Below are 25,340 nucleotides of genomic sequence, written 5' to 3' on the forward strand. Positions count from 1 at the left end.
GCGCACTCGGAGGCCAAAAATGAGGGGCTCCATAGACGGCCTCGGCTCCTCCACCCCCATCGGCACGATGCTCCCGGCCGTGTTCGCCGACGACGACCTCGCCCAACGCTTCGTCGGCGGCCTGGACGACGTCCTCGCCCCGATCCTCTCCGTCCTCGACTGCCTGGACTCCTACTTCACACCGTCCCTGGCCCCCGTGGACTTCACCCAGTGGCTGGCCGGCTGGGTCGGCGCCGAGACGGACGGCACGGAACCGGAGGACCGCCTGCGCGCCGCGGTCGCCGCCGCCGCGTACCTGCACCGTGTACGAGGCACCCGGCGCGGCCTGTCCGAGGCCGTACGCCTGGTGTTCGGCGTGCCCCCGGAGATCACCGAGAGCGGCGCCGCGACTTGGGACGCCCGCCCCCTCGGCCCGGTCCCCGGCGAGAGCCGGCCCCGTCTCCACGTCACGCTGCGCCTGCCCCACCCCACCCCGGCGGACGAACACCGGCTGGACAGCCTCGTCGCCGCCGCCCGCCCCGCCCACATGCCCTACACGGTCCAGGTGACCGCCGCCGAAAGGATCCCCGAGAGATGACCAGCCAGACCCCCGGCACCGGCCAGGCCCAGAGCTGCGCCGAATGCGGAACCCGCGGGGAGCCCGGCCAGTCGTTCTGCGACGCCTGCGGCGCGGTACTCGGCTGGTCCGGAACCCCGGACCGGTCGACCACGGGCCGCAGCCGGAGCGAAGCCGCCGACCGGCCGGACACCGCACCGGCACCCGCACCCGCACCCGCACCCGCACCCGCACCCGCACGGACCGAAGCCCCGGCCCCGGCGGGCGGCGGTGGCCCGGCAGCCACCGCCCCCGGCCACGCGGCCACCGACCGTACGCCGGCCGCCGCGACCGCCGACCGTGCCGACACCGGACGTACGAGCGAGCCCACCCCGGCCCCCGACCGCGCGGGCTCGGGACACCCGAGGGCGGAGGCGCCGCACCCGGCGCCCGCGGGCCGCACGACGGCCGGCGACGACCACGGCTGGGACGCCTTCTCCCTCCCGGGCGCCGGAACGGGCACGGCCCGCACCGCACACGACGCGGCGCAGGCCGGTACGGCCACGGCCGCCGCCACCGACGTCCACGCCCCGGAGCCCGGCACGGCGGTCCGCACGGACACCCAGACCACCGGTCCCCGCCCCGCCCCCACCCCCTCGGCCCCCTCGTCCGCCTCGGCCCCCGCGACGCCCACCACGCCCGCCACCCCCGAACCGACCCCGACGAGCGCCCCCACCACCCCCCTCCCCTCGGCCTCCGTCCCCTCCCCCTCCGCCGCAGACCGAGCCAGGTCCCTCCTGGTCCCCGTCGCCGACCCCGAACCCCGCGCCCCGGCGGAGCCGAGCGTCGCGCCCGTGCTGCCGGGCCGCCCGGACGCGCAGCGCCCCCAAGTCCGCACCCCCGGCCCGGAGTTCGGCACGGAGGGTGGCGTGCCCTGCCCGTGGTGCGGGACTCCCACCCGCCCGGACCGGCACTTCTGCGCGCGTTGCGCGATGCCGATGGCCGGCCGCCCGGAGGCCCCGGGTCGGCTGCCGTGGTGGCGCCGGATGCTGAACGGCCGCGACACGGAGACCCCGTGGGCGGGCGACCGCCCCCGCCTGCGCCGCGGCTTCGGCCGGATTCTGAACTGGGTGGTCGGCGCCCTCGTCATCGCCCTGATCGTCACCCTCGCCTTCCAGGCCGACGACGGCTACCAGGCGGCCCGCGACCACTTCGCCAAGCGCGCCCAGGTCGTCCCGGACACCTTCAAGGCGTCCCGCTCGTACCCCGGTCACAAGCCACAACTGGCGTTCGACAACCACAGCAACACGTGGTGGGGCCCGGGTGTCACCCAGTCCGGTGAGGGCGAGTGGCTGGAGGCCCACTTCGAGCAGCCGACACGTCTGCTCGACGTGATCATCACGCCCGGTGTCTCGAAGAAGGTGGACACGCTCCCGCAGTCGGCCCGCCCGCACCGCATCGAGGCGACGATCACCGCCTCCGACGGCTCCACCTCCACCAAGTTCCTCACCCTCGACCAGGGCGCCGGCAGCCAACCCCGCAAGTTCCGCGTCGGCGACGCCGAAACCGTCCGTTTCACCATCCGCTCCTCCTACGGCGCCGACGGCAAGAAGCAGGTGGCCATAGCCGAGATCGAATTCTTCGGCCGCTCGAACAACAACAGCTAGAACAACAGCTAGACAACAGCTAGAACAACAACAGCCACACCAGCAGCCGGAACCGGCCTGTCACATCCGGCCCGCCCTCGTCGTGACGAGTCCCCGACCCCCTTCTACCCCCACCCCCGACTGACTCCCCCCGGACCATGCCCAAGGGGCGCCCCACCGCACTGTGCGGTGGGGCGCCCCTTGCGCCTGTGGCTCACTTGCTCAGGTGGGCCCAGAACTCGTCGAACGACAGGAGCTTGTCGCCGTTGAGGTCGCGGGTGCGGATGATGACCTCCGCCACGGACTCGGTGACGTTCCAGTCGCCCTCCTGGGCCAGGGCGGTCTTGAACTCGGCGGCGGTGATGAAACCGTCACCGTCCGCGTCGATCCGCTGGAACTCCTTGCGCGCTGCCTCGATGTCCGCCACCGATCCGCCCCTTCTTGCCCTGCCTCTTCCAGGCAGTCCTGCCGACAGTCCTACTGACGCAGGTCAGATTAACCGGCCACGCGAGCGCGGAGTGCGGCGACCACCCACGCGAACTCCTCGGTGTGCGACGACAGCGGCTCCACGCCCCGTACCCGCGCCGCCAGCTCCCGGAACCGGGCCAGCTCGGCATGGGCCGCCGAGGTGACGCGCTCCAGCAGGACGGCTCGGTCGGCGTCGCCGGGCAGCCCGGTCAGCACCTCCTCGGCCGCCGGCGAGGCCGGATCGACGCCCTGCCGCAGCGCCTCGCCAGCCAACTGCACCAGGCGGCTCATGAACCACAGGGAGGTCCCCGCCGGCACATCGGGCCCCCGGTCCGCCGCGTTGAACTCGACGGTCTGGCGCATCCGCGTCCGGAACCCGGGGTCCTGGATCATCTCGGCCAGCTCCACCCAGGCGTCCACCTGCTCGGGCGTCGGATCCTCCGGCAGATCGGCGAGGCTGAACCTCAGCCGCGTACGGATGTCGGGGTCCGCGGTGTCGAGTCCCCCGAAGGTCTCCTCCATGAAGTCGTCGATGATCCGCCCTCGTTCGGCGGCGGACAGCCGGGCCAGTCTGTTCATCAGCGTCATCTCCTCTGCGGTCGAGCCGCGTCGCGCCACGGTCGACAGCACCGCCCGGGTCACCTTCAGGGCACGGATCTGCGCGTCCAGCGCCGCCACGTGCGTGGCCGCGGCCTCCGCGACGGTCGTCTCGCCCGCGAGCACCCGCCGTACGTGGTCCAGACTGAGGCCCAACTCCCGCAGGGTGCGGATGAGTTCGAGCCGGGCCACGGACCGGGCGTCGTACAGCCGGTAGCCTCCCGCGCTCCGGGCGACCGGGTGCAGTACTCCCTCGTCCGACCAGTAGCGGATCGTGCGGACGGACAGCCCGGAGCCGCGGGCGAGCTGCCCTATGGTGAGAAGGCCGGTGCTGTTCTCGATCATGTCTGCGAGTGTGGGCCTTCCAGTGGGTGGAGACTCAAGGAGCACGGCGGCGATGGAGAGCTTGCGGGACATTCTGGACGCGGCGGCCAAGGGGGTCTTCCCGCCGGCGGACGGCACCACGACCGTCGTCGCCCAGCACTCTCCCCGGGACGCGGGTGTCCTGTGCTTCACGGCACACTCCGTCGTGTTCACGGACGAGGATCCACGGTGGGTGTACGAGAGTCTCGCGGCGACGGAGTGCGACGCGCTGTCCGCGAGCATGAACCCACGGTTCCTGGCGGCCTTCATGGCACGGACGGGCCGTACGTCCGAGACCGTCGACGCGATGCTGGTCGCCTCACCCCTGCCGGGCGAACCGCCGCTGGCGCTGGAGGAGATCGAGGACGCCGGCCATCCCCGCGTCGCGTACGCGCGGCGGCGCCGTGACGACGTACGGGTGTGGGCGGCGGACGGCGGCGTCCTGACGACGGGCCGCGGAATCGCCGGGCGGCTGGAGGTCTCGGTCGAGGTGGACGAGGGCGCACGGCACCGAGGGCTGGGCAGGTCGCTGGTGACCGCCGCACGGCATCTCGTCGGCGAGCCGCTGTGGGCGCAGATCGCACCGGGGAACGCCCGCAGCGTGCGGGCGTTCCAGTCGGCGGGCTATCGTCCGGTGGGCTCGGAGATCCTGCTCAGCGCCCGACCGGCGGGACGGGCCCGGTGAACGCGGTGCGCGTCAGCGCCAGGGCTCGTAGTGCGGGTTGCTCTCGCACTCGCTCATCTTCTCCGTCCTGGTCTTCTTGTCGACCGGGCAGACGCCGATGATGAACTCCGTCCTGATGCCGCCGGGGAAGGCCACCTCGACCTGGTCGGCCCACCTGTGCTGGTCGCCGATGGTCCTGTTGACGTCGACGCCGCCGGGAGCGTCGATGTAGTAGTTGTAGCCGGACTTGTACCAGGTCTTGTACAGGTCGTGGTCGTACGTCGTGGAGACGTACGGCGAGGGCTGGTTGACCAGGACGTACTGCTCGATGTCGTACTGCCCGTCGATGACGTCCCTGGGGTGGAAGCCCTGCTCGAAGACGATCGCCGGGCCCCGGCTGTCGCTGCGGTAGAGCGTGCCGCAGGTCTTGCGCCAGACCGGATCGGGGGTGATGCGGTCGGTGTCCACGCGGCGGTCGGCGGCGGCGTGCACCGGGTCCTCGAACTGGGGGCAGGCGGGAGCGGCGGCTCCCGCGAAGGCTGTGGCAGCGGCGGCCTTGCCCGACGTGGAGGTCTGGGTCTGTGCCGGAGCGGTCGCGGCGGAGGTCGCGAGGACGGCGGCGAGGGACAGGCCGACAGCGGCGGCCCGGCGCAACGGACGAGTTGTGATCATGCGGAGCACGATCACGGCCGCGCGGCGCCGGGCCGTGGATCATCACCCTTACGGCGGCGTGTCAGCCCGCCCGGTTGTCATGTGTCACCGGAAGACGCCCGTGTGGCCGAGGGAGTAGCGGCCCGGCTGCGGGTACACGGCGAGGCCGTGCGGGCCGCTGCCGACGGGGATGCGGGCGAGCTGTTCCCCGGTGCGGGTGTCGATGGCGTACACCTCGGAGTCGTAGCGGCCGGAGAGCCACAGGACCTTGCCGTCGGCGGAGACACCGCCCATGTCGGGGCTGCCGCCGTCGGGGAGGTGCCACTTCTTGGTGAGCCTGTTCTCGGTGAAGTCGAAGACCGACACGGAGCCCTCGCCCCGGTTGGAGACGTACATCTCGCGGGAGTCGCGGCCGACGTACAGCCCGTGGCAGCCCTTGCCGGTGGGCAGCAACGTCGGCTCGTCGAACCTGTCGCCGTCGAGGACCCACATGCCGTCGGCCATCATGTCGGCGATGTAGAACCGCTTGCCGTCGGGTGAGATCTTCACGTCCTGGGGCATGGCCCCTTCGAACGGCAGCTTCTGCTGCCCGATCACCTTCATGTTCTCCGTGTCGACCTTCAGCAGCTCGCCGCTGAACTCGCAGGAGACGATGAAGTACTTGCCGTCCATGGAGAAGTCGGCGTGGTTGACGCCGTAGCAGGTGACCGGCTCGGTCTTGACGCGCTTCATGGTGTGCGGGTCGCGGAAGACGAGTTCGCGGTCGAGGGAGGCCATGACGACGGCGTACTTGCCGTTCGGGGTGAAGTACAGGTTGTACGGGTCGTGCACCTCGACCGGCTTGCCCGCCTTGCCCGTCTTCGGGTCGATGGGGGTGAGGGTGTGGCCCCGGTTGTTGTTGACCCACAGGGTCTTCAGGTCCCAGGAGGGCACGACGTGCTGGGGCTGGCGGCCGACCGGGATCGTCTCGACGATCTCGTACGTCTCCGGGTCGATGACGGAGACGGTGTCGGACTCGCTGTTGGGGACGTACACCCGGGAGGGGAAGTCCTTGACCACCGGGGAGAGCAGGCCCGGGCGGTCGGCGGCGTAGACGTCCTTGGGGTCCAGCACGGGCGGCATCCCGTGGAGTCCCCGCACCGCCGTCCGCTGTTTCTTCTTCCGCTCGGCGGCCTCGGCTTCGGCGGCGGCCCGGTCGGCCCGGGTCCGCTGCTCCTGCTCGTCGGTCCTGGTCTCGGAGCCGCACGCGGCCACGGCGGCGAGTACGGCGGCCGCGAGAAGGCCGCGCTGCACGAGGGTGCGCTGCATGAGGGGGGTGCGGGGCGTGGTCACGCGACCTTTATAGGGAGGTCGGGCACGAATTCCGGCGATTGGACCGATCGGCGGAGGTGCGCGTTGCGCACTCGCGCGTCCTAACGGTCCGCCACTCTCATCTCGAACCATGTCGTCTTCCCGCGCGGCAGCAGGTCGACCCCCCACCGGTCCGAGAGCTTGTCCACCAGGAACAGCCCCCGCCCGCTGAGGTCCATCTCCTGTACCGGCATCAGACACGGCAGCCCTCGCGAGGGGTCGCGGACCTCGATCCGGATCCAGCCCGGCCGGCGGCGCATGCGGAGTCCGAAGACACGGGCGCCGGTGTGCCGTACGGCGTTGCCGACGAGTTCGGAGACGAGTAACACCGCGTCCTCGGTCATCTTCGGTGAGAGCCGCCACTGGCGGAGGGCGACGACCTGGGCGAGCCGCCGGGCCGTGGCCGCGGACTCGGGGCGGGACGGCAGCGGGACCTCCGCCTCGGTCGGGTCGCCGAACAACTCCAGCGCCTTCTGCGCCCGTTCGTCCTCGATCGCAGGTGACCAGCGCGCCGCGGTCGCACTCCCGTGCCGCCGCGGCTGTTCGATACCCTCCAGCCCCGCCATGCCCCCATCATGGCCGTCCAGGGCCCCGTTCGGGGCGGTTCCGCAGGAATACAACCCCCGGAACCAACCATTCCGGGGGTTTCGAATGACATATGCCAGCGGCAACAACTCGCCCGTGACAGCCCGTCTGACCTGCGCGGACCATCTGAACTCCGGTCAGCGGCCAGAGCCTTGGGCAAGGATTGCTTAAGGCTGCCTTAAGGCTCGGATAAACCGCTCCTTCGGGGGACGCGGGTAATACACCGCGTCAACTGCAAGCCGTCCAGGGGCACTTGTCAGACGAACTTCGCCTTGCCCGGCCCCTCTTCGACGAAGCTCCGCATCCCGCGCTCGCGGTCCTCCGTGGCGAACAGCCCCGCGAACCAGTTCCGCTCGATGGCGAGCCCCGTCTCCAGGTCGGTCTCCAGGCCCGCGTCGATGGACTCCTTGGCCGCGCGCAACGCGATCGCCGGCCCCTGCGCCAGCCTGGCGGCCCACTCGTGCGCGGCGGTGTACACCTCGTCGGCCGGGACGACCCGGTCCACCAGGCCGAGCGCCAGGGCCTCGTCCGCCTTGACCATGCGGCCTGTGAAGATGAGGTCCTTGGCCTTGGAGGGACCGATGAGACGGGCCAGCCGCTGGGTGCCGCCCGCGCCCGGGATCACCCCGAGCAGGATCTCCGGCTGGCCGAGCTTCGCGTTCTCCCCGGCGATCCGGTAGTCCGCGCACAGCGCGAGCTCGCAACCGCCGCCCAGCGCATAGCCCGTGACGGCCGCGACGACCGGCTTGGGGATACGGGCCACGGCACTGAAGGAGTCCTGCAGGGCACGGGACCGCGCGACCATCGCCGCGTGGTCCATGGCCCGCATCTCCTTGATGTCCGCACCGGCCGCGAACACCTTCTCCCCGCCGTAGAGGATCACGGCGCGGACGTCGTCCCGGGTCGTCGCCTCCTCGGCGAGTTCCTTGAGGCGGTCCTGGACGGCGATGTCCAGGGCGTTCATCGGGGGGCGGTCGAGGCGGATGGTGCCCACGCCTTCGGCGACTTCAAGATGGACGGTCATGAGGGCAGGTTAACGGTGACTAACGGCAACGGCCTCGGTGCCGTACATCACACCGAGGCCGTGCGTCAGGTTCTCAGGCGGCGGCGCTCACGCCTTCCACTTGTCCCACGCCATGTTCCAGCCGTTGTAGCCGTTGTCCGGGTCGACGACGCGGTCGTTGGAGTTCTTGACGACCACGACGTCACCGATCATCGAGTTGTCGAAGAACCAGGCGCCCGGCGCCTTCCGGTCCCAGCCGCCGCGGGTGTCGCGCAGGCCGATGCAGCCGTGGCTGGCGTTGTAGTTGCCGAAGGCGTCGCCGCCCCAGTAGTTGCCGTGGATGAAGGTGCCGGAGTTGGTCAGACGCATGGCGTCCGGCACGTCCTTGATGTCGTACTCGCCGCCGTAGCCGACCGTTTCGCCGTTCATCCGGGTCACGCTGAGGCGCTCGCTGATGACCATCTGGCCGTTCCAGGTCTCCATGCCGGGCTTGCCGGTGGTGACCGGGATGGTCTTGATGACCTTGCCGTCCCGCTCGACCTTCATCGTGAGCTTCTTGACGTCGACCGTGGAGACCTGGCTGCGGCCGATGGTGAAGGAGACCTTCTTGTCCTGCTCGCCGTAGACGCCGTCGCGGCCCTCGACGCCGTCGAGGTTGAGGTCGACGGTGACCTTCGTACCGGCCTTCCAGTACTTCTCCGGGCGGAAGTCGATGCGGTCGTTGCCGAACCAGTGGCCCTCGACCTCGACGGCCGGCTCGGTCTTGATGGTGATGGCCTTCTCGACGTCCTCCGGGGCGGTGATGCCCCGGGTGAAGCGGATCGAGAACGGCATGCCGACGCCGACCTTCGAGCCGTCCTCGGGCGTGAAGATGCCGACGAAGGTGTTCTTCGGGGTCAGCGTGGTGAAGGACGAGTCCTCGGCCGCCTCACGCCCCTCGGAGTCCTTCGCGACGGCGTGCACCTTGTACTCGGTGGCCGAGTTGAGGTGGATCGACGGCGTCCAGCTGGCGCCGTCGCCGGATATCTCCCCGGCTATCTTCTCGCCCTTGTCGTTCTCGACCGTGACCTCGGACAGCTTGCCCTTGGCGGCGGTCACCTTCAGGGCGCCGCTCGTGGCCACGTCCTCGGCGCCGTTCTTCGGGGCGATGGAGACCACCGCTTCCGAGGCCTTGGTGGCCGCCTTGTCGGAAGCGCTCTTGTCGGAGCCCTTCCCCTTGTCGCCGTCGGAGCCGGAATCCGAACCCCCGCCCCCGCCGCACGCGGTGACGGCGAGCAGCATGAGGACCGGCAGCATCGCCAGAACCCCCTTGCGCCGCCGAGTCCGCGCGCCAACCGACGCCCCCGATATCGGTCGCCCGTTCAACTCTCTGTTCTCCCCTCGCACGGCCTGATCAGGCCCGCACCCCTACGCACAACACGCGCGTACGCACGTACATTAACCAGATGATCGGCATGGATTGACCTCGGCGCATGTCACCGTTCAGTCCCAAGTTGGACAATCGCCCGCCGCGTGAGCGCCCCCCTTTGTCGGTCTACTTCACCGCGGCACCCGCTTTCCATTCCTTCCACCCCATGTTCCATCCTCCGAGGCCATTGTCGGGAGCGACCCTTTTGTCGTTGCTGTTGACGACCTCGACGACGTCCCCGACGAGGCTGCGGTCGAAGAACCAGCCCGCGGGGGTGCTCGAACTGCCGCCCCTCACATCGCGCAGGCCCACACAGCCGTGGCTGACGTTGGCCCTGCCGAAGACGTCCGGGGCCCAGTAGTTGCCGTGCAGGAAGGTGCCGGAGGTGGTCAGGCGCATGGCGTGCGGGACGTCCGGGATGTCGTACTCGCCCTTGCCGTTCGCCTTCTTGAAGCCGACGGTGGCCCCGTTCATCCGGGTCACCTCCAGCATCTCGGTGACGACCATCTTCCCGTTGTACGTGGTGGTGCTGGGCGCCCCGGCCGTGACGGGGAGGACGGCGAGCACACCGTCGCCGCGCTCCACGCGCATGGTGTGCCTGGCCGCGTCGACGACGCTGACCTGGTGGCGGCCGACGGTGAACGAGAACGTCTTGTACTGCTGGCCGTAGACACCGGGCGCGCCCTCGACGTCGCGCAGCCGCAGGCCGACGGTGACCTTCGTGCCGGGCTTCCAGTACCGCTCGGGCCGGAAGTCGAGGCGTCCCCCGCCGAACCAGTGGGGGCGGATCTCCACGGCCGGTTCGGCGCTGACGTCGACGGCGCGTTCGACGGCCGCGCGGTCCTCGATCTCCCGGCTGAAGGCCAGGGAGACGATCATCCCGGTGCCCACGGTGGCCCGGTTCTCGGGGGTGACGTACGCGACGAAGCGCTCGTCGGGGACGTACGTCGTGAAGCTGACGTGCCGTGCCGAGCGGCGGCCGTGGCCGTCGAGGGCGACCGCGTCGACGGTGTACCTGGCGGCCAGCGCGAGCTTCTGTGAGCCGGCGGGGCGCCAGGTCAGCCCGTCGGCGGACATCCGCCCCGGTACGGGGGACTCCTGCGCGTCCTGCGATTTCACGACCTTGACGGACTCCAGGCGCCCGCTGGGCACCCGTACTTCGAAGCGCTGCTCCGGGCGCACGCCCTTGCTGCCGTCCTCCGGTGTGACCCGGATCGTGTCGTCGGGCGCCTTCCCGCTGGTCAACGGGGGTCCGGCGGTGCATCCGGCGGCCCCGGCCAGCAGAGCGGCCCAGGTGAGTGCGGCGGCCAGGGCGGCCACGGCGCGGCGCGCGTGCGTCTGTGCGTGGTTCACGTGCGGCCCAACGACGGCGCACGCCCCCGGGAAACGTGAGTGCGAGGCGTGCTCTGGGCAGAACCCTTGGGAGGACGACTCGGTGGGGAGCAGCGGAGGGACACCTCGCTCCCCTTTCCGTCGCCCCACCGAGCCGCGGGAGGCCTGAAGTGTCGAGCGCAGCCGAGCAGGAGGAAGTCCAGGGGACGCGCGGGGTGCCGGCCGCGCGTCCGGCCACCGTGCTGAGCGGCGGTGGGCGCGAGGAGGTGGTGCCGGAGCCGAGGCCCGTGTGGCCGGGGGCGTCGACGCCGCTCGGCGCGCGGTTCCGGGTGGGCCCCGAGGGGGTCGCGGGCACCAACTTCGCGCTGTGGGCGGGCGGGGCGGAGGCGGTGGAGCTGTGCCTCTTCTCCGAGGCGGGCGAGGAGACCAGGCTCCGGCTGACCGAGCTGACCCATGAGATCTGGCACGGCTTCGTGCCCGGTGTGCTGCCCGGCCAGCGGTACGGCTACCGCGTGCACGGCCGCTGGGACCCGTGGACCGGCGCCCGCTGGAACCCGGCGAAGCTCCTCCTCGACCCGTACACGCGGGCCGTGGACGGCGAGTTCAGCCTGCCGGCCGAGGTGTACGCGCACGTCCGGGACTGGCCCGAGCAGCATGTCGCGGACACCGTGCGCGACGAACGGGACTCGGCGCCGCACGTTCCGAAGGGCGTCGTCGTCCACGATGACGACGACTGGGCCGACGACCGCCGCCCGAAGACCCCGTGGGCGGACTCGGTCATCTATGAACTCCACGTCCGCGGCTTCACCAAGACCCACCCCGGCATCCCGGAGGAACTGCGCGGCACATACGCCGGGCTGGCCCACCCGGCGGCGATCGAGCACCTGGTGAAGCTGGGCGTGACGGCGGTGGAGCTGCTGCCCGTGCACCAGTTCGCCCACGAGGACCATCTGCTGCGCCGGGGCATGCGGAACTACTGGGGCTACAACTCGATCGGCTACTTCGCCCCGCACGCGGCGTACGCGTCGTCGGGCACGGCCGGGCAGCAGGTGGGTGAGTTCAAGCGGATGGTGCGGGCGCTGCACGCCGCCGGGATCGAGGTCGTCCTCGACGTGGTCTACAACCACACCGCAGAGGCCGACGAGCGCGGCCCGAGCCTGTCGCTGCGCGGTATCGACAACCGGGGCTACTACCGCCTGCAGAGCGACGCGCGTCGCTACGCGGACTACACGGGCTGCGGCAACACCCTGCACGTGGTCCAGCCGCACGTCCTGCGTCTGATCACGGACTCCCTGCGCTACTGGGTGACGGAGATGGGCGTCGACGGCTTCCGCTTCGACCTGGCCGCGGCCCTGGCCCGCTCGATGCACGACGTCGACATGCTGTCCCCGTTCCTCGCCGTCATCGCCCAGGACCCCGTCCTGCGCCGGGTCAAGCTCATCGCCGAGCCGTGGGACGTCGGCTCGGGCGGCTACCAGGTGGGCGCCTTCCCGCCGCTGTGGACGGAGTGGAACGACCGCTACCGGGGAGCCGTCCGGGACTTCTGGCGGGGCGCGCTGCCGGACGTACGGGACCTCGGCTACCGGCTGTCGGGGTCGAGCGACCTGTACGCGTGGGGCGGGCGCAGGCCCTACGCCTCGGTCAACTTCATCACCGCGCACGACGGTTTCACCCTGCGGGACCTCGTGTCGTACGAGCGCAAGCACAACGAGGCCAACGGGGAGGGGAACCGGGACGGCTCCGACGACAACCGGGCCTGGAACTGCGGCGCCGAGGGCGAGACGGACGACGAGGGCGTACGGGCGCTCAGGCGGCGCCAGTTGCGGAACCTGCTGACGACGCTGTTGCTGTCCACGGGCGTGCCGATGCTGGTCGCCGGGGACGAACTGGGCCGTACGCAGGGGGGCAACAACAACGCGTACTGCCAGGACAACGAGATCAGCTGGGTGGACTGGGGGCTGCTGGAGGACCCCGGCTGGAAGGCGCTCTTCGACCTGACGGCCCGGCTGATCGCCCTGCGGCACTCGCATCCCGTGCTGCGCCGCCGGGCCTTCTTCTCCGGCCGGCCCCACTCCGCGGACGGGCTGCGGGACCTGGCCTGGTTCACGGCACGCGGGACCGAGATGACCGAGCGGGACTGGTACGCGCCGGCCGCGACGCTGGGCATGTATCTGTCGGGGCGGGACATCCCGGGGCGCGACTCCCGGGGCGCCCCCATCCTCGACGACAGCTTCCTCGCGGTGTTGCACGCGGGGGACCGGCCGGTGAGCTTCGTCCTGCCGGGCACGCCGTGGGCGGAGCGGTACGAGGTGGTCGTCGACACGTCGGTGGAGGAGCAGGTGGAGGGGCCGGGGGTGGTGCACCCGGCGGGGGCGGCGGTGACGGTGCCGGCGCGCACCGTACTGCTGCTCCGGGTGATCGGCTGAGAGTTCGGGGCTCCGCCCCGGACCCCGTTCGCGCGGTTCCCCGCGCCCCTTGGAGGGGCGCGGGCTAGCCGAGAATTCCGCGCTCGTACGCCGTCGCCACCGCCGCCGCGCGGTCCTTCACGCCCAACTTGGCGTAGAGATGGGTGAGGTGGGTCTTCACGGTCGCCTCGCTGATGAAGAGTTCGCGGGCGATCTCGCGGTTGGAGGTGCCCTTGGCGACGAAAGCCAGCACTTCGCGGTCACGCATGTGTCGAGCATCTGGGCGGAGCGCGTGTGCCCGCATCGGCCATCGCGCTCGAACGGACATCAGCCGATCGGTTGATGTCTCGCTACGACCCCACGACCGACCAGGTAGAAGCCCCCACCCCCGCGCAGGTCGTAGGACCGACGGCCGAGCGCGGTCCGGCCAAAACTCGGTGGGCGTTGTCAGTGGCGATCCGTAGGCTCGCTGCTGATGGCCACGACACGTGCAACCGCCGAGGAACCCGAAAAGACCCAGGAACCCGAGCCGCGGACCGCCGAGCCGGGGACGGCCGGGAAGGCCGAGGGGCGGTCCGCCGTACGTATGCTGCTGCGGCTGTGGCCGTACGTGCGGCCCGTGCGGGCGCGGCTGTCCGTCGCCGCGTTCGTCGCGATCATCGCCTCGTGCGTGGGGCTGTTCATCCCGCTCGTCCTGAAGTGGATGGTGGACGGGCCGGTCGCCGACCGTGACCCGGCGGGCGTATGGCTCGGGGCGCTCTACCTGCTGCTGCTCGGCCTCGCCGAGGCGCTGCTGTTCGGGTTACGGCGGTGGCTGGTGGCCCGGCCCCTCGCCGGGGTCGAGGCGTCGATGCGCGCGGATCTCTACCGGCATCTGCAACGCCTGCCGGTCTCCTTCCACGACCGCTGGGCCTCCGGCCAGCTGCTCTCGCGCGGCACGACCGACCTGATGCTGCTGCGGATGTTCCTGGCCTTCCCGCTGACGTTCTTGCTGGTCAACGCGGTGACCATCGTCGTCGGCGTCATCATCATGCTGGTGCAGGACTGGACGCTCGGGCTGGTCATTCTGGGGCCGGCCGTCCCCGTGATGGTCACCTGTGTGGTCTTCGAGAAGAAGTACGCGAAGGTCGCGCGCCTCGCCCAGGACCAGGTCGGCGATCTGACCACGGTCGTCGAGGAGAGCGTCCTCGGGATCCGCATCATCAAGGGGTTCGGCCGCCACCGCAGCCAGGCGCGGGCCTTCCGCGAGCTGTCCCGGACCCTGCGCGGCACCGAGCTGCGCAAGGCCCGTCTGCTGTCCGTGATCTGGGGCGTCATCGTGACCCTCCCGGAGCTGGCGATCGGCGCGGCCCTGATCCTCGGCGTGGTGCAGGTGGCGGACGGCGCGCTGTCCGCCGGCACTCTGGTCGCCTTTCTCTCCATCGCCCTCGCGCTCCGCTGGCCCGTCGACTCGATCGGCTTCCTGCTGGCGATGAGTCAGGAGGCGGCGACGGCGACGGAGCGGTATTTCGAGGTGATGGACGAGAAGCCGGAGTCCCACAGGACCGAGCCTCGCTCGAACGGCGGCACCCCCATCGCCCCGGCGGCACGACCGGCCGCAGCTGAGCCGAGTGACGCGGGCGGCGGCCTCCGGTTCCACGACGTCACCTTCCGCTACCCCGACGCGGCCCCCGGCACCACACCGACCCTCGACCACATCGACCTGCACATCCGCCCCGGCGAGTCGATGGCCCTGGTCGGCGCCACCGGTTCCGGCAAGACGACGCTCACCGCCCTCGTCCCCCGCCTCCACGAGGTCACCTCCGGCCGCATCACGCTGGACGGTCACGACATCACCGAGATGTCCCGGGAATCGCTGCGCGCCCTGGTCGCCGTCGCCTTCGAGGAACCCACCCTCTTCTCGGCGACCGTGGGTGAGAACGTCCTCATGGGCGCGCACCCCGACGCGGGCGAGGCCGAGCTGAACCGCGCCCTCGCCATCGCGCAGGCGGAGTTCACGCACGCGCTCCCCCAGGGCACTGCCACCGAGGTCGGCGAGCAGGGCCTCAGCCTCTCCGGCGGCCAGCGCCAGCGCCTGGCGCTCGCGCGGGCGGTGGTCGGCCGCCCCCGCTTCCTCGTGCTGGACGACCCGCTGTCGGCCCTGGACGTGCACACGGAGGCCGCGGTGGAGGCCGCGCTGCGCCGCGTGCTCGCGGAGACGACCGCGCTGATCGTGGCGCACCGCCCGTCGACGGTGCTGCTCGCCGACCGTGTGGCCCTGCTCTCCGGCGGCCGGATCGCCGCGGTCGGCACCCACCACGAACTGCTGCGCACGCACGCGGAGTACGCCCATCTGATGTCCGGGACCGAGGAGGACGAGCGATGACGGCGCCCATGACCGCCGCGCCGAACAAGGAACCGGACAAGGAACCGGACCAGGAACCGGACCAGGGACCGGACCAGGGACCGGACAAGGAGCCGAACGAGCAGCCGAACGACCGGCCGGGCAAGGAGTCCGGCAAGGCCGTCTCGTTGGAGAAGGCACCCGGCGGCGACCGGCCCGCCCCCGCGCACAAGGCGTCCGCCGACGACCCGTTCGACCACGACGATCTCCCCACTCCCCCGGGCGCCACCCTCGCGCTGCTGCGCTCGCTGCTCGCGCCGATGAGGGCCCGGGTGATCGTGGCGAGTGTGCTGCTCCTGCTCCAGCAGGCGGCTGTGCAGGCGGGCCCGCTGCTGGTGGCGTACGCCATCGACAGGGCCGTACCGGCGCTGCGGGACGGCCGGCACGGGCCGCTGGTCGCGGTGGCGGTCGGCTATCTGCTGTGCGCGCTGCTGGCCGGCGGGCTGCAGTGCGCGTTCATCGGGGCGTCCGCGCGCGTGAACCAGGACGTGCTGCTGGATCTGCGCGGCCGGATCTTCCGGCACGCGCAGGCGCTGAGCATCGACTTCCACGAGCGGTACACCTCGGGCCGGCTCATCTCCCGTTCCACCACGGACGTCGAGTCGCTGCGGGAGCTGCTCGACGAGGGCCTGCAGGAACTCATCGGCGTGATCCTCGCCTTCGTGTACATCTCGGCGATGCTGCTCTGGCTGGACCTGGGCCTCGGCGCGGCGGCGCTGGCGTCGTTCGTGCCGCTGTACGGGTTCGTGCGGATGTACCGGCGGCGCGCGGCGAGCGTCTACACGGCCCGGTCCACCGCGATCGCCGCGGTGATCGTGAAGTTCGCGGAGACGATGAACGGCATCCGTCCGGTGCGGGCGTTCCGTCGGGAGGCCGCGAACGACACGGAGTTCGGCGCCCTGAACCGGCACCACGAGCGCACCAACGGCGACGCGATCCTGGAGATGGCCCGCTATGTGGTCTGCTCCCGTGTCGTCGCGAACATCACGGTGGCGGCGATCGTGCTGTGGGGCGCCTACCGGGTGGCGTCGGAGTCGCTGGCGCTGGGTGTGCTGGCGGCGGCGGTGCTGTACCTGCGGCGGCTGTACGACCCGATCGACCGGCTCGGCATGTTCCTCAACTCGTACCAGTCGGCGGCGGCCTCGCTGGAGAAGATCGCGGGCCTGCTGGCCCAGGCTCCCTCCGTCCCCGAGCCCACCGAGCCGAAGGAACTGCCTGCCGCGACCTCCGAATTCCCGGGCCGTGAGGTCGTGTTCGAGGACGTACGGTTCGCGTACCGCACCGGCGGGGAGGTCCTGCCCCGCTTCGATCTCACCCTCGCGGCGGGCAGCACGGTGGCGGTGGTCGGCTCCACCGGCGCCGGCAAGTCGACCCTCGCCAAGCTGGTGGCCCGTTTCTACGACCCCTCGTCCGGGCGGGTCCTCCTCGACGGCGTCGATCTGCGCGACCTCTCGGTGCCCGAGCTGCGGCGCGGGGTGATCATGGTGACGCAGGAGTCGTTCCTGTTCTCCGGCACGGTCGCCGAGAACATCGCCATCGGCCGCCCCGACGCCACCCGCGAGGACATCGAGCGGGCCGCCAAGGCCATCGGCGCCCACGACTTCATCAGCGCCCTGCCCGACGGCTACGACACCGACGTACGCAAGCGCGGTGGCCGTATCTCCGCCGGCCAGCGTCAACTCGTGGCGTTCGCGCGGGCGTTGCTCGCCGACCCGGCGGTCCTCATCCTGGACGAGGCGACCAGCTCCCTCGACATCCCCGGGGAACGGGCGGTCCAGCGTGCCATGTCGACGGTCCTGCGCGGGCGGACGGCCGTGGTGATCGCCCACCGCCTGTCGACGGTCGAGATCGCCGACCGGGTCCTGGTGATGGAACACGGCCGGATCGTGGAGGACGGCAGCCCGGCCGAACTGATCGAGGGCAAGGGCCGCTTCTCGGACCTGCACCGGGCGTGGCGGGACAGCCTGGCGTAGCGGCGCCCTGGAGAACCGGCCCGAAGGGCCGTTCTCCAGGGGCCCGGGGAACTGCGCGACCAGCCCCCACCCACCCACAGCCGAAACTCGACCCGTCCCACACCTGAATCGGGGGCCGATGATCAACGCGTACGAGGACCCCGGCACACCCGACTGCCGCGGGGGCGGGCGCTACCTCTGGTGGCTGGTCAAGCAGCAGGCCGGTCGGTCCGCGATGGGTTCTTTGATCTCGTGCGTCTGGATGGTGCTGCTCGCGGCCACCCCGTACCTGCTCTCCCGGGCGATCGACGAGGGGCTGGAACCCGGTGACTACAGTGCCCTGGCCGGCTGGACCGCCGCGCTCTTCGGCGTCGGCGCGTTCAACGCCTGGCTGAGCATCATGCGGCACCGCACGATGACCCGGGTGCGGATGGACGCCAACTTCCGCACGGTGAAGGTCGTGATGGCGCACGCGGTCCGGCTGGGGGCGGCACTGCGGCGCCGCGTCGGCGCGGGAGAGGTCGTCACGATCGGTGTGGGCGACGTCAACACGATCTCCTCGTCCCTGACGGTCCTCGGACCCGGGGTCGGCGCGGTCGCCGCGTATCTGGTGGTCGCCGGACTGCTCGTGTCGGTCTCGTTGCCCATCGCGGCGGTCGTGCTGCTGGGGATGCCGCTGATGGCCGTCGTCGTGGGGCCGCTGCTGCGGCGGCTGCAGAGCACGGAGACCGAGTACCGCGAACGGCAGGGCGTGCTGACCGCTCGGATCGCGGACCTGGCGGGCGGGCTGCGCGTCCTCAACGGGCTGGGCGGCAAGGGGCTGGTCGCCGACGCGTTCCACCGGGACTCCCAGCGGCTGCGGCGGCAGGGGTACCGGGTCGGGGCGGTGACGAGCTGGATGCAGGCGCTCGGGGTGGGGCTGCCGACGCTGTTCCTCGCGGTCGTCACCTGGCTGGCGGCCCGGCTCGCCGCCCAGGGGTCCATCAGCGTGGGCGAGTTGGTGTCGGTGTTCGGGTATGTCACCGTGCTGGTGCGGCCGGTGTCGTACCTCGTCGACTGGGGGTACGAGCTCAGCCGCGGGGTGGTGGCCGCGCGGCGCGTCATCCGGTTCCTGACCCTGGAGCCGCTGCCGGACCACGGCACCACGGACGCCCCCGCCGAGCCGTCCGCGCTGCACGACCCGGAGTCCGGCGTGCGGATCCCGCCCGGGCGGCTGGTCGCGCTGGCCGCCGAACGGCCGGCCGAGGCGACAGCGATCGTGGACCGGCTCGGCCGGTACGCGCCGACGGCGGTGACCTGGGGCGGCACCCCGCTCGACGAGATCCCCCTCGCACAGGTCCGCGCCCGGATCATGGTCGCCGACCACGAGGCCGATCTTTTCGCGGGCCGGCTGCGCGACCTGCTCGGCGGACACGGCGAGGTCGACGACGTGGTGGCGGCGCGGGCGTTGCGGGCGGCCGTGGCCGAGGACATCGTGCAGGGTCTGCCGGACGGCCTCGACTCGGCGATCGACGCGCAGGGCCGCAACCTCTCCGGCGGTCAGCGGCAGCGCGTACGGCTGGCCCGGGCTCTGGTGGCCGACCCCGAGGTCCTGCTCGCCGTAGAGCCCACCTCGGCGCTCGACGCCCACACCGAGGCCCGGGTGGCCCAGCGGCTGCGGGCCGCCCGCGAGGGCCGTACGACCCTCGTCACCACCACCTCGCCCCTCGTCCTCGACCACGCGGACACGGTCCTCCACCTGGTCGACGGCAAGGTCGCCGCCACCGGCAGCCATCGCGAACTGCTGGCCGCCGAGCCGGGGTACCGGGCGCTGGTGGCCCGGGACGCGGGCGAGGAAGAGGGCACGGGCCAGGGCCCAGGCAAGAAAGAGGGCCCAGGGGAGGAAGAGGGCCCAGGCAAGGGAGAGGGCCCGAACGAGACCGCGGTCGAGGAGGTCGTACGGTGACCACGGAACCCACCACTTCCCCCGCCTCGGGTCGGCTGCCCATCGCCGACGCGGTCGCCGTGCGGCGGGCCACCGTGCGGCTGGTGCGGGCCGACGGACGGGTGTTCCTCGCCGTGCTGGGGCTGAACGGGGCGGCGGCCGCGATGGGGCTGGCCGGACCGTGGCTGGTGGGGCGGATCATCGACGAGGTGCGCGGCGGGGGCGGCGTCGGGGCGGTGGACCGGCTCGCGGCGACGCTACTGCTGTGCGCGGTGGCGCAGTTGCTGCTGGCGCGCTGGGCCCGGTATGTGGGGCACCGGTTCGGGGAGCGGACGCTGGCGCGGGTGCGTGAGGAGTTCGTGGAGCGGACGCTGGCGCTGCCCGCGTCGGTGGTGGAGCGGGCCGGGACCGGTGATCTGACGGCGCGTGGCACGGCCGACGTGGACGCCGTCGGCAAGACGCTGCGCGACGTCGGCCCGGAAATCCTCATCAGCTCGGTGCAGGCGCTGTTCCTGATCGGCGCGGTGTTCGCGCTGGACCCGTTGCTCGGCGTGTGCGCGCTGTCCGGTCTGACCGGTATCCGGTTCGTGTTGCGCTGGTATCTGCGCCGGGCGCGCACCGGCTATCTCGCGGAGGGCGCGGCCAACTCCGAGGTCGCGGAGATCGTCGCGGCGACGGCGTCCGGCGCGCGTACGGTCGAGGCGCTGCGGCTGGAGGAGCGGCGGATCGCCGCGAGCCGGGACGCGCTGGAGTCGTCCCGGCGACGGCGGTTCCACACCCTGTTCCTGCGCACGGTGTTCTTCCCGGGTGTGGAGGTCTCGTACTTCGTGCCGCAGGTGCTGGTCCTCCTCGTCGGCGGGGTGCTGCTCGCGCGCGGTTCGGTCAGCCTGGGCGCGGTGGTGTCGGCGGCCCTGTATCTGCAGCAGCTCAGCGGCCCGCTCGACGAGATCCTGATGCGGATCGAACTGCTGCAGAGCAGCGGCGCCTCGTTCGCCCGGGTGGAGGGTCTGGCCGGGGCCCCGCGCGCGGACTCCGCCGACTCCCCGGAACCGGCGGACGACCGTATCGACGTGTCCGGTGTGCGGTACGCCTACGACCGGGGCAGCGAGGTGCTGCGCGGTGTCGACCTGACGGTCCGGCCCGGCGAGCGGCTGGCCGTGGTCGGCCCGTCCGGCGCGGGCAAGACGACCCTGAGCCGCCTCCTGGCCGGCATCGACGCGCCGACCGAGGGCACGGTGACGGTCGGCGGCGTCCCCGTCGTCGGCCTCGGCCCCGAACGGCTGCGCCGTCAGGTCGTCCTCGTCACCCAGGAGCACCACGTCTTCCTGGGCACGGTCCGCGACAACCTCCTGATCGCCGAACCGGCCGCCACGGACGAGGAGTTGTGGGCGGCGCTGACGGCCGTGGGCGCGGACCACTGGGTCCGCGCCCTCCCCGACGGCCTCGACACCCGCCTCGGCGAAGGGGGTCGTCGCACGGACGGCCCCCAGGCCCAGCAACTCGCCCTGGCCCGCGTGGTCCTGGCCGACCCCCACACCCTCATCCTCGACGAGGCCACTGCCCTGCTGGACCCCACCACCGCCCGCCACACCGAACGCGCCCTGGCCGCCGTCCTCCACGGCCGCACCGTCATCGCCATCGCCCACCGCCTCCACACCGCCCACGACGCGGACCGCGTCGCCGTCATGGAGAACGGGCTCATCACGGAACTGGGCACCCACGAGGAACTGGTGACGGCGAAGGGCGCGTACGCGGCGCTGTGGCGGAGGTGGCACGGGGAAGGCGCGGCCTGAGGGGCACGCCCGGCGAACAGTCCGTATAGCGAACACGACCAACCGGACAACGGACCGTTTCCAGCCAACTTCTTGACGCGCTCCTGACAGGATGCACGGTCTCCTGCCACTCTGCCCACAACCGCGGCACAGCGGGCTCACAAGTACGCCGGCCGTGCCGCGAAGCACCCTCCACGCATGTGGTTTCGCGTTCACCAGTTCACACCTTGTTCTGCCCGGACGGTCACCAGCCGCCCGGTCTCCCCTGGCCGTGTGAACCGCGGCCATGCAGAAGGAGTCAGTGTTGAGACGCCAGTCCCACAGACGCACCTCCCACACCGGTAACACCTTCGGCCACGGCACCCGGCGGCGCGCGGCCGCCGGCGCGCTCGTCGCCGTGACCGCCCTGTTGGCCGCGGCCGTCCAGTCGGGCGCCGCCACCGCCGCCCCGGAGAAGGCACCGTCGGCTGCGGACAAGGCCAACCCGGGCGCCGTCTCGGTGAAGCTCACCCCCGCCCAGCGGGCCGAGCTGATACGCGAGGCCAACGCCACGAAGGCGGAGACCGCCGAAGAGCTGAACCTCGGCGCGAAGGAGAAGCTCGTCGTCCGTGACGTGGTCAAGGACCGCGACGGCACGGTGCACACGCGGTACGAGCGGACGTACGACGGCCTCCCGGTCCTCGGCGGCGACCTGGTCGTCGAGACCTCGAAGGCGGGCGAGACCGAGGGCATCGTCAAGGCCACCAAGGCCACGATCAAGGTCGCCTCACTGAAGCCCACCGTCACCGCCGCCAAGGCCGAGAAGCAGGCACTCGGTGCCGCGAAGGCGGAGGAGGCCAAGAACCCCGAGGTCAACCGCGCCCCGCGCAAGGTCGTCTGGGCCGCGAGCGGCAAGCCCGTCCTCGCCTACGAGACGGTCGTCGGCGGCTTCCAGCACGACGGCACCCCGCAGGAGCTGCACGTCATCACCGACGCCACCACCGGCGAGAAGCTGTACGAGTGGGAGGCGGTCGAGACCGGCACCGGCAACACGGTGTACAGCGGTCAGGTGACCCTCGGCACCACGCAGTCCGGTTCGACGTACAACCTCACCGACGGCGCCCGCGGCGGCCACAAGACCTACAACCTGAACCGCGGCACCTCCGGCACCGGCACGCTGTTCTCCGGCCCCGACGACGTATGGGGCAACGGCAGCCCGTCGAACCTGGAGTCGGCCGCCGCCGACGCCCACTACGGCGCGGCGCTGACCTGGGACTACTACAAGAACGTGCACGGCCGCAACGGCATCCGCGGTGACGGCGTCGGCGCCTACTCGCGTGTGCACTACGGCAACAACTACGTCAACGCGTTCTGGCAGGACTCCTGCTTCTGTATGACGTACGGTGACGGCTCGGGCAACGCCAACCCGCTGACGTCGATCGACGTGGCCGCGCACGAGATGACGCACGGCCTCACGTCCAACACGGCCGGTCTCAACTACTCCGGTGAGTCCGGGGGCCTGAACGAGGCCACCTCGGACATCTTCGGCTCGACGGTCGAGTTCTACGCGGCGAACTCCTCCGACGTCGGTGACTACCTCATCGGCGAGGAGATCAACATCAACGGCGACGGCACGCCGCTGCGTTACATGGACCAGCCGAGCAAGGACGGCTCGTCCAAGGACGCCTGGTACTCGGGCATCGGCTCGATCGACGTGCACTACTCGTCGGGCCCGGCGAACCACTTCTTCTACCTGCTCTCCGAGGGCAGCGGCGCCAAGACCATCAACGGCGTCAGCTACAACTCGCCCACCTCGGACGGCCTGCCGGTGACCGGCATCGGCCGCGCCAAGGCGGAGCAGATCTGGTTCAAGGCACTCACCACGAAGTTCACGTCCACGACCAACTACGCGGGCGCCCGCACCGGCACCCTCGCGGTCGCCGGTGAGCTGTACGGCACGACGTCCGCCGAGTACACGGCGGTGCAGAACGCCTGGGCGGGCGTGAACGTGGGCACGCGCCCCGGCGGTGGCGGGGGCGGCGGCACGTCGTTCGAGAACACGGCCGACGTATCGATTCCGGACAACGGGGCGGCGGTCACCTCGCCAATCACCGTTTCCGGCCGCACCGGCAACGCGCCCTCCAACCTCGCGGTCGCCGTGGACATCGTCCACACCTACATCGGTGACCTCCAGGTGCAGCTGGTCGCGCCCGACGGCACCGCGTACACGCTGAAGGCGTACGGCAGCGGCGGCAGCACGGACAACATCAACACCACGTACACCGTGAACGCCTCCTCCGAAGTCGCCAACGGTGTCTGGCAGTTGAGGGTCCAGGACAACGCGGCGCGGGACACGGGCCGGATCAACAGCTGGAAGCTGACGTTCCCGTAGGACACCCGGCGCACACAACGCTCCACAGGCGTCGCCCCGGTGGGTCACATCCCGCCGGGGCGACACCCGTTCACATCCCCGAAACATTCACCGGACCGTTGACTTTCGGCCAACATCACCTTCCCCTCCTGACATGCACACGACCCAGGTGCCACTCTTCCTCCACCCGCCGCACCAGCACCAAAGCACTCCCCCACATAAGGAGCTTGTGTGACTCCCCTCTACGCGCGTCACAAGCGCACCTCGCTCGCCATCGCGACCGCTGTCGCCGCCGGCGCGCTGCTGACCACCGGGCTGACGTCCGGCGCCACCGCCCAGCCCGCGCCCGTCGCGGACAAGGCCCAGCCGGCCGGAGCCCCGGTCCTGCTGACCCCCGCCGCGCGCACCGCCCTGATCAAGGAGGCGGACGCGGCCACGACCGAGACCGCCGACGAGATAGGCCTCGGCGCCAAGGAGGAGCTGGTCGTCCGTGACGTCCTCAAGGACGCCGACGGCACGGTCCACACGCGCTACGAGCGCACCTACGGCGGCCTCCCGGTCCTCGGCGGCGACCTGGTCGTCCACGAGTCGAAGGCCGGCGACATCAAGAGCGTCACCAAGGCCACCAGCGCCTCCGTCAAGGTCTCCGACCTCACCGCGGACGTCACCAAGGCCACCGCCGAGAAGCAGGCGCTGAAGGCCGCCCAGGCCGAGGGCTCCACCAGGACCGCGGCCGACAAGGCCCCGCGCAAGGTCGTCTGGGCCGCGGACGGCAAGCCCGCGCTCGCCTACGAGACGGTCGTCGGCGGCTTCCAGCACGACGGCACCCCGCAGGAGCTCCACGTCGTCACCGACGCGGAGACCGGCGAGAAGCTGTACGAGTGGGAGGCCATCCAGACCGGTTCCGGCAACAGCCAGTACAACGGCCAGGTCACCATCGGCACGTCCCTGTCGGGCTCGACGTACCAGCTGAACGACGCCTCGCGCGGCGCCCACAAGACGTACAACAAGGCCCGCGCCACGTCCTCGTCGGCGGGCACGCTCTTCACCGACGCGGACGACGTCTGGGGCACCGGCACCGCCACCAGCTCCTCCACCGACCAGAACGCCGCCGTGGACGCCCACTACGGCGCCCAGGTCACCTGGGACTTCTACAAGAACGTCCTCGGCCGCAACGGCATCAAGAACAACGGCGTCGCCGCGTACTCCCGCGTCCACTACGGCAACGCGTACGTCAACGCCTTCTGGTCCGACAGCTGCTTCTGCATGACGTACGGCGACGGCGCGGGCAACACCAAGCCGCTGACCTCCCTGGACGTGGCGGGCCACGAGATGACCCACGGCCTGACGTCGAACACCGCGGGCCTCAACTACTCGGGCGAGTCCGGCGGCCTGAACGAGGCCACCTCGGACATCCTCGGCACGGCGGTCGAGTTCTACGCCGCCAACTCCAAGGACCCGGGCGACTACCTCATCGGCGAGAAGGTCGACATCCGCGGCAACGGCACCCCCCTGCGCCACATGGACCAGCCGAGCAAGGACGGCAACTCTGCCAACTACTGGTCGTCGAGCCTGGGCAGCCTGGACGTCCACTACTCCTCGGGCCCGGCGAACCACTTCTTCTACCTCCTGTCCGAGGGCAGCGGCGCCAAGACGATCAACGGTGTCAGCTACAACTCCCCCACCTCCAACGGCGCCACGATCACGGGCATCGGCCGCGACAAGGCCGTCCAGATCTGGTACAAGGCGCTGACGACGTACATGACGTCGACCACGAACTACAAGGGCGCCCGCACGGCGACCCTGAACGCGGCGTCCTCCCTCTACGGCTCCAGCAGCACGGAGTACGCGCGGGTGAACGCGGCGTGGGCGGCGGTCAACGTCACGGCGTGACGCACATCCGAGTCAGGGCGGTACCCGGAGAGAAGGCGACTCCGGGTACCGCCCTACGC

18 protein-coding genes and 1 pseudogene are annotated in these 25,340 nt (G+C 71.3%); 10 read left to right on the forward strand and 9 right to left on the reverse strand.

Annotated elements, in window-relative coordinates; all coding sequences use genetic code 11:
• Positions 1 to 19: 19 nt before the first annotated feature.
• Positions 20 to 577 (forward strand): phage tail protein, encoded by a 558-nt coding sequence (locus ACWD26_RS39575; protein WP_451277828.1) that lies wholly within the window; start codon positions 20 to 22, stop codon positions 575 to 577.
• Complete coding sequence (locus ACWD26_RS39580; RefSeq protein ID WP_451277830.1) at positions 574 to 2,202, forward strand: NADase-type glycan-binding domain-containing protein; 1,629 nt, start codon at positions 574 to 576, stop codon at positions 2,200 to 2,202. The genes ACWD26_RS39575 and ACWD26_RS39580 overlap by 4 nt, the downstream gene beginning before the upstream one ends.
• Positions 2,203 to 2,395: 193 nt before the next feature.
• On the opposite strand, the gene ACWD26_RS39585 is transcribed toward ACWD26_RS39580, so the two are convergent.
• Positions 2,396 to 2,608: an EF-hand domain-containing protein gene (locus tag ACWD26_RS39585; RefSeq protein WP_086800233.1), complete on the reverse strand. Its 213-nt coding sequence runs from the start codon at positions 2,606 to 2,608 to the stop codon at positions 2,396 to 2,398.
• Between the two features lie 68 nt (positions 2,609 to 2,676).
• The gene (locus ACWD26_RS39590) at positions 2,677 to 3,591 is read right to left on the reverse strand and encodes a helix-turn-helix domain-containing protein (protein WP_451277832.1); all 915 of its coding nucleotides are present in this window, start codon (positions 3,589 to 3,591) and stop codon (positions 2,677 to 2,679) included.
• 52 nt (positions 3,592 to 3,643) lie between these two features.
• Between ACWD26_RS39590 and ACWD26_RS39595 the strand changes: the two genes are divergently transcribed.
• Complete coding sequence (locus ACWD26_RS39595; RefSeq protein ID WP_451277834.1) at positions 3,644 to 4,294, forward strand: N-acetyltransferase family protein; 651 nt, start codon at positions 3,644 to 3,646, stop codon at positions 4,292 to 4,294.
• Positions 4,295 to 4,306: 12 nt separating this feature from the next.
• Here ACWD26_RS39595 and ACWD26_RS39600 read toward each other — a convergent pair whose 3' ends face one another.
• The 6 genes from ACWD26_RS39600 to ACWD26_RS39625 form a co-directional block, all read right to left on the reverse strand.
• The gene (locus tag ACWD26_RS39600; RefSeq protein WP_451277836.1) at positions 4,307 to 4,945 is read right to left on the reverse strand and encodes an ADP-ribosyltransferase; all 639 of its coding nucleotides are present in this window, start codon (positions 4,943 to 4,945) and stop codon (positions 4,307 to 4,309) included.
• 84 nt (positions 4,946 to 5,029) lie between these two features.
• Positions 5,030 to 6,256, reverse strand: coding sequence for a YncE family protein (locus tag ACWD26_RS39605; protein ID WP_451277838.1), 1,227 nt, complete (start codon positions 6,254 to 6,256; stop codon positions 5,030 to 5,032).
• A gap of 80 nt (positions 6,257 to 6,336) precedes the next feature.
• Positions 6,337 to 6,840: an ATP-binding protein gene (locus ACWD26_RS39610; protein ID WP_451277839.1), complete on the reverse strand. Its 504-nt coding sequence runs from the start codon at positions 6,838 to 6,840 to the stop codon at positions 6,337 to 6,339.
• 275 nt (positions 6,841 to 7,115) lie between these two features.
• A complete protein-coding gene (locus ACWD26_RS39615; protein WP_451277841.1) occupies positions 7,116 to 7,883 on the reverse strand; it encodes an enoyl-CoA hydratase/isomerase family protein in 768 nt (255 codons plus the stop codon).
• An 87-nt stretch (positions 7,884 to 7,970) separates the two neighbouring features.
• Complete coding sequence (locus ACWD26_RS39620) at positions 7,971 to 9,227, reverse strand: L,D-transpeptidase (RefSeq protein ID WP_451277843.1); 1,257 nt, start codon at positions 9,225 to 9,227, stop codon at positions 7,971 to 7,973.
• 169 nt (positions 9,228 to 9,396) lie between these two features.
• A complete protein-coding gene (locus ACWD26_RS39625) occupies positions 9,397 to 10,623 on the reverse strand; it encodes an Ig-like domain-containing protein (protein WP_451277845.1) in 1,227 nt (408 codons plus the stop codon).
• Between the two features lie 149 nt (positions 10,624 to 10,772).
• Here ACWD26_RS39625 and glgX point away from each other — a divergent pair, with 149 nt between their 5' ends.
• Entirely contained in the window at positions 10,773 to 13,028 is a 2,256-nt protein-coding gene (gene glgX / locus ACWD26_RS39630) for a glycogen debranching protein GlgX (RefSeq protein WP_451277847.1), read from the forward strand.
• A 64-nt stretch (positions 13,029 to 13,092) separates the two neighbouring features.
• On the opposite strand, the pseudogene ACWD26_RS39635 reads toward glgX, so the two are convergent.
• Positions 13,093 to 13,272, reverse strand: a pseudogene (locus ACWD26_RS39635) (response regulator transcription factor); the annotation flags it as partial.
• Positions 13,273 to 13,482: 210 nt separating this feature from the next.
• Here ACWD26_RS39635 and ACWD26_RS39640 point away from each other — a divergent pair.
• From ACWD26_RS39640 to ACWD26_RS39665, 6 genes are all read left to right on the forward strand, one after another.
• Positions 13,483 to 15,372, forward strand: a complete 1,890-nt coding sequence (locus ACWD26_RS39640; RefSeq protein ID WP_451277849.1) for an ABC transporter ATP-binding protein — start codon at positions 13,483 to 13,485, stop codon at positions 15,370 to 15,372.
• Positions 15,369 to 17,363, forward strand: coding sequence for an ABC transporter ATP-binding protein (locus tag ACWD26_RS39645; RefSeq protein WP_451277851.1), 1,995 nt, complete (start codon positions 15,369 to 15,371; stop codon positions 17,361 to 17,363). Before ACWD26_RS39640 ends, ACWD26_RS39645 begins: the two co-directional genes overlap by 4 nt.
• A gap of 118 nt (positions 17,364 to 17,481) precedes the next feature.
• A complete protein-coding gene (locus ACWD26_RS39650; protein WP_451277853.1) occupies positions 17,482 to 19,287 on the forward strand; it encodes an ABC transporter ATP-binding protein in 1,806 nt (601 codons plus the stop codon).
• Positions 19,284 to 21,059 (forward strand): ABC transporter ATP-binding protein, encoded by a 1,776-nt coding sequence (locus tag ACWD26_RS39655; protein WP_451277855.1) that lies wholly within the window; start codon positions 19,284 to 19,286, stop codon positions 21,057 to 21,059. The genes ACWD26_RS39650 and ACWD26_RS39655 overlap by 4 nt, the downstream gene beginning before the upstream one ends.
• Before the next feature lie 265 nt (positions 21,060 to 21,324).
• Positions 21,325 to 23,409 (forward strand): M4 family metallopeptidase, encoded by a 2,085-nt coding sequence (locus tag ACWD26_RS39660; RefSeq protein WP_451277857.1) that lies wholly within the window; start codon positions 21,325 to 21,327, stop codon positions 23,407 to 23,409.
• A gap of 210 nt (positions 23,410 to 23,619) precedes the next feature.
• Complete coding sequence (locus tag ACWD26_RS39665) at positions 23,620 to 25,281, forward strand: M4 family metallopeptidase (RefSeq protein ID WP_451277859.1); 1,662 nt, start codon at positions 23,620 to 23,622, stop codon at positions 25,279 to 25,281.
• The last annotated feature ends 59 nt before the right edge of the window (positions 25,282 to 25,340 follow it).

The organism is Streptomyces sp. NPDC002787 (assembly GCF_053592095.1).

What these genes read in the sequence shown, in the direction of transcription:
- ACWD26_RS39575 (WP_451277828.1), top strand. Translation starts at nt 20, where the DNA reads ATGAGGGGCTCCATAGACGGCCTCGGCTCCTCCACCCCCATCGGCACG.
- ACWD26_RS39580 (WP_451277830.1), top strand. Translation starts at nt 574, where the DNA reads ATGACCAGCCAGACCCCCGGCACCGGCCAGGCCCAGAGCTGCGCCGAA.
- ACWD26_RS39590 (WP_451277832.1), bottom strand. Translation starts at nt 3,591, where the DNA reads ATGATCGAGAACAGCACCGGCCTTCTCACCATAGGGCAGCTCGCCCGC.
- ACWD26_RS39595 (WP_451277834.1), top strand. Translation starts at nt 3,644, where the DNA reads ATGGAGAGCTTGCGGGACATTCTGGACGCGGCGGCCAAGGGGGTCTTC.
- ACWD26_RS39600 (WP_451277836.1), bottom strand. Translation starts at nt 4,945, where the DNA reads ATGATCACAACTCGTCCGTTGCGCCGGGCCGCCGCTGTCGGCCTGTCC.
- ACWD26_RS39610 (WP_451277839.1), bottom strand. Translation starts at nt 6,840, where the DNA reads ATGGCGGGGCTGGAGGGTATCGAACAGCCGCGGCGGCACGGGAGTGCG.
- ACWD26_RS39615 (WP_451277841.1), bottom strand. Translation starts at nt 7,883, where the DNA reads ATGACCGTCCATCTTGAAGTCGCCGAAGGCGTGGGCACCATCCGCCTC.
- ACWD26_RS39640 (WP_451277849.1), top strand. Translation starts at nt 13,483, where the DNA reads ATGGCCACGACACGTGCAACCGCCGAGGAACCCGAAAAGACCCAGGAA.
- ACWD26_RS39645 (WP_451277851.1), top strand. Translation starts at nt 15,369, where the DNA reads ATGACGGCGCCCATGACCGCCGCGCCGAACAAGGAACCGGACAAGGAA.
- ACWD26_RS39650 (WP_451277853.1), top strand. Translation starts at nt 17,482, where the DNA reads ATGATCAACGCGTACGAGGACCCCGGCACACCCGACTGCCGCGGGGGC.
- ACWD26_RS39660 (WP_451277857.1), top strand. Translation starts at nt 21,325, where the DNA reads ATGCAGAAGGAGTCAGTGTTGAGACGCCAGTCCCACAGACGCACCTCC.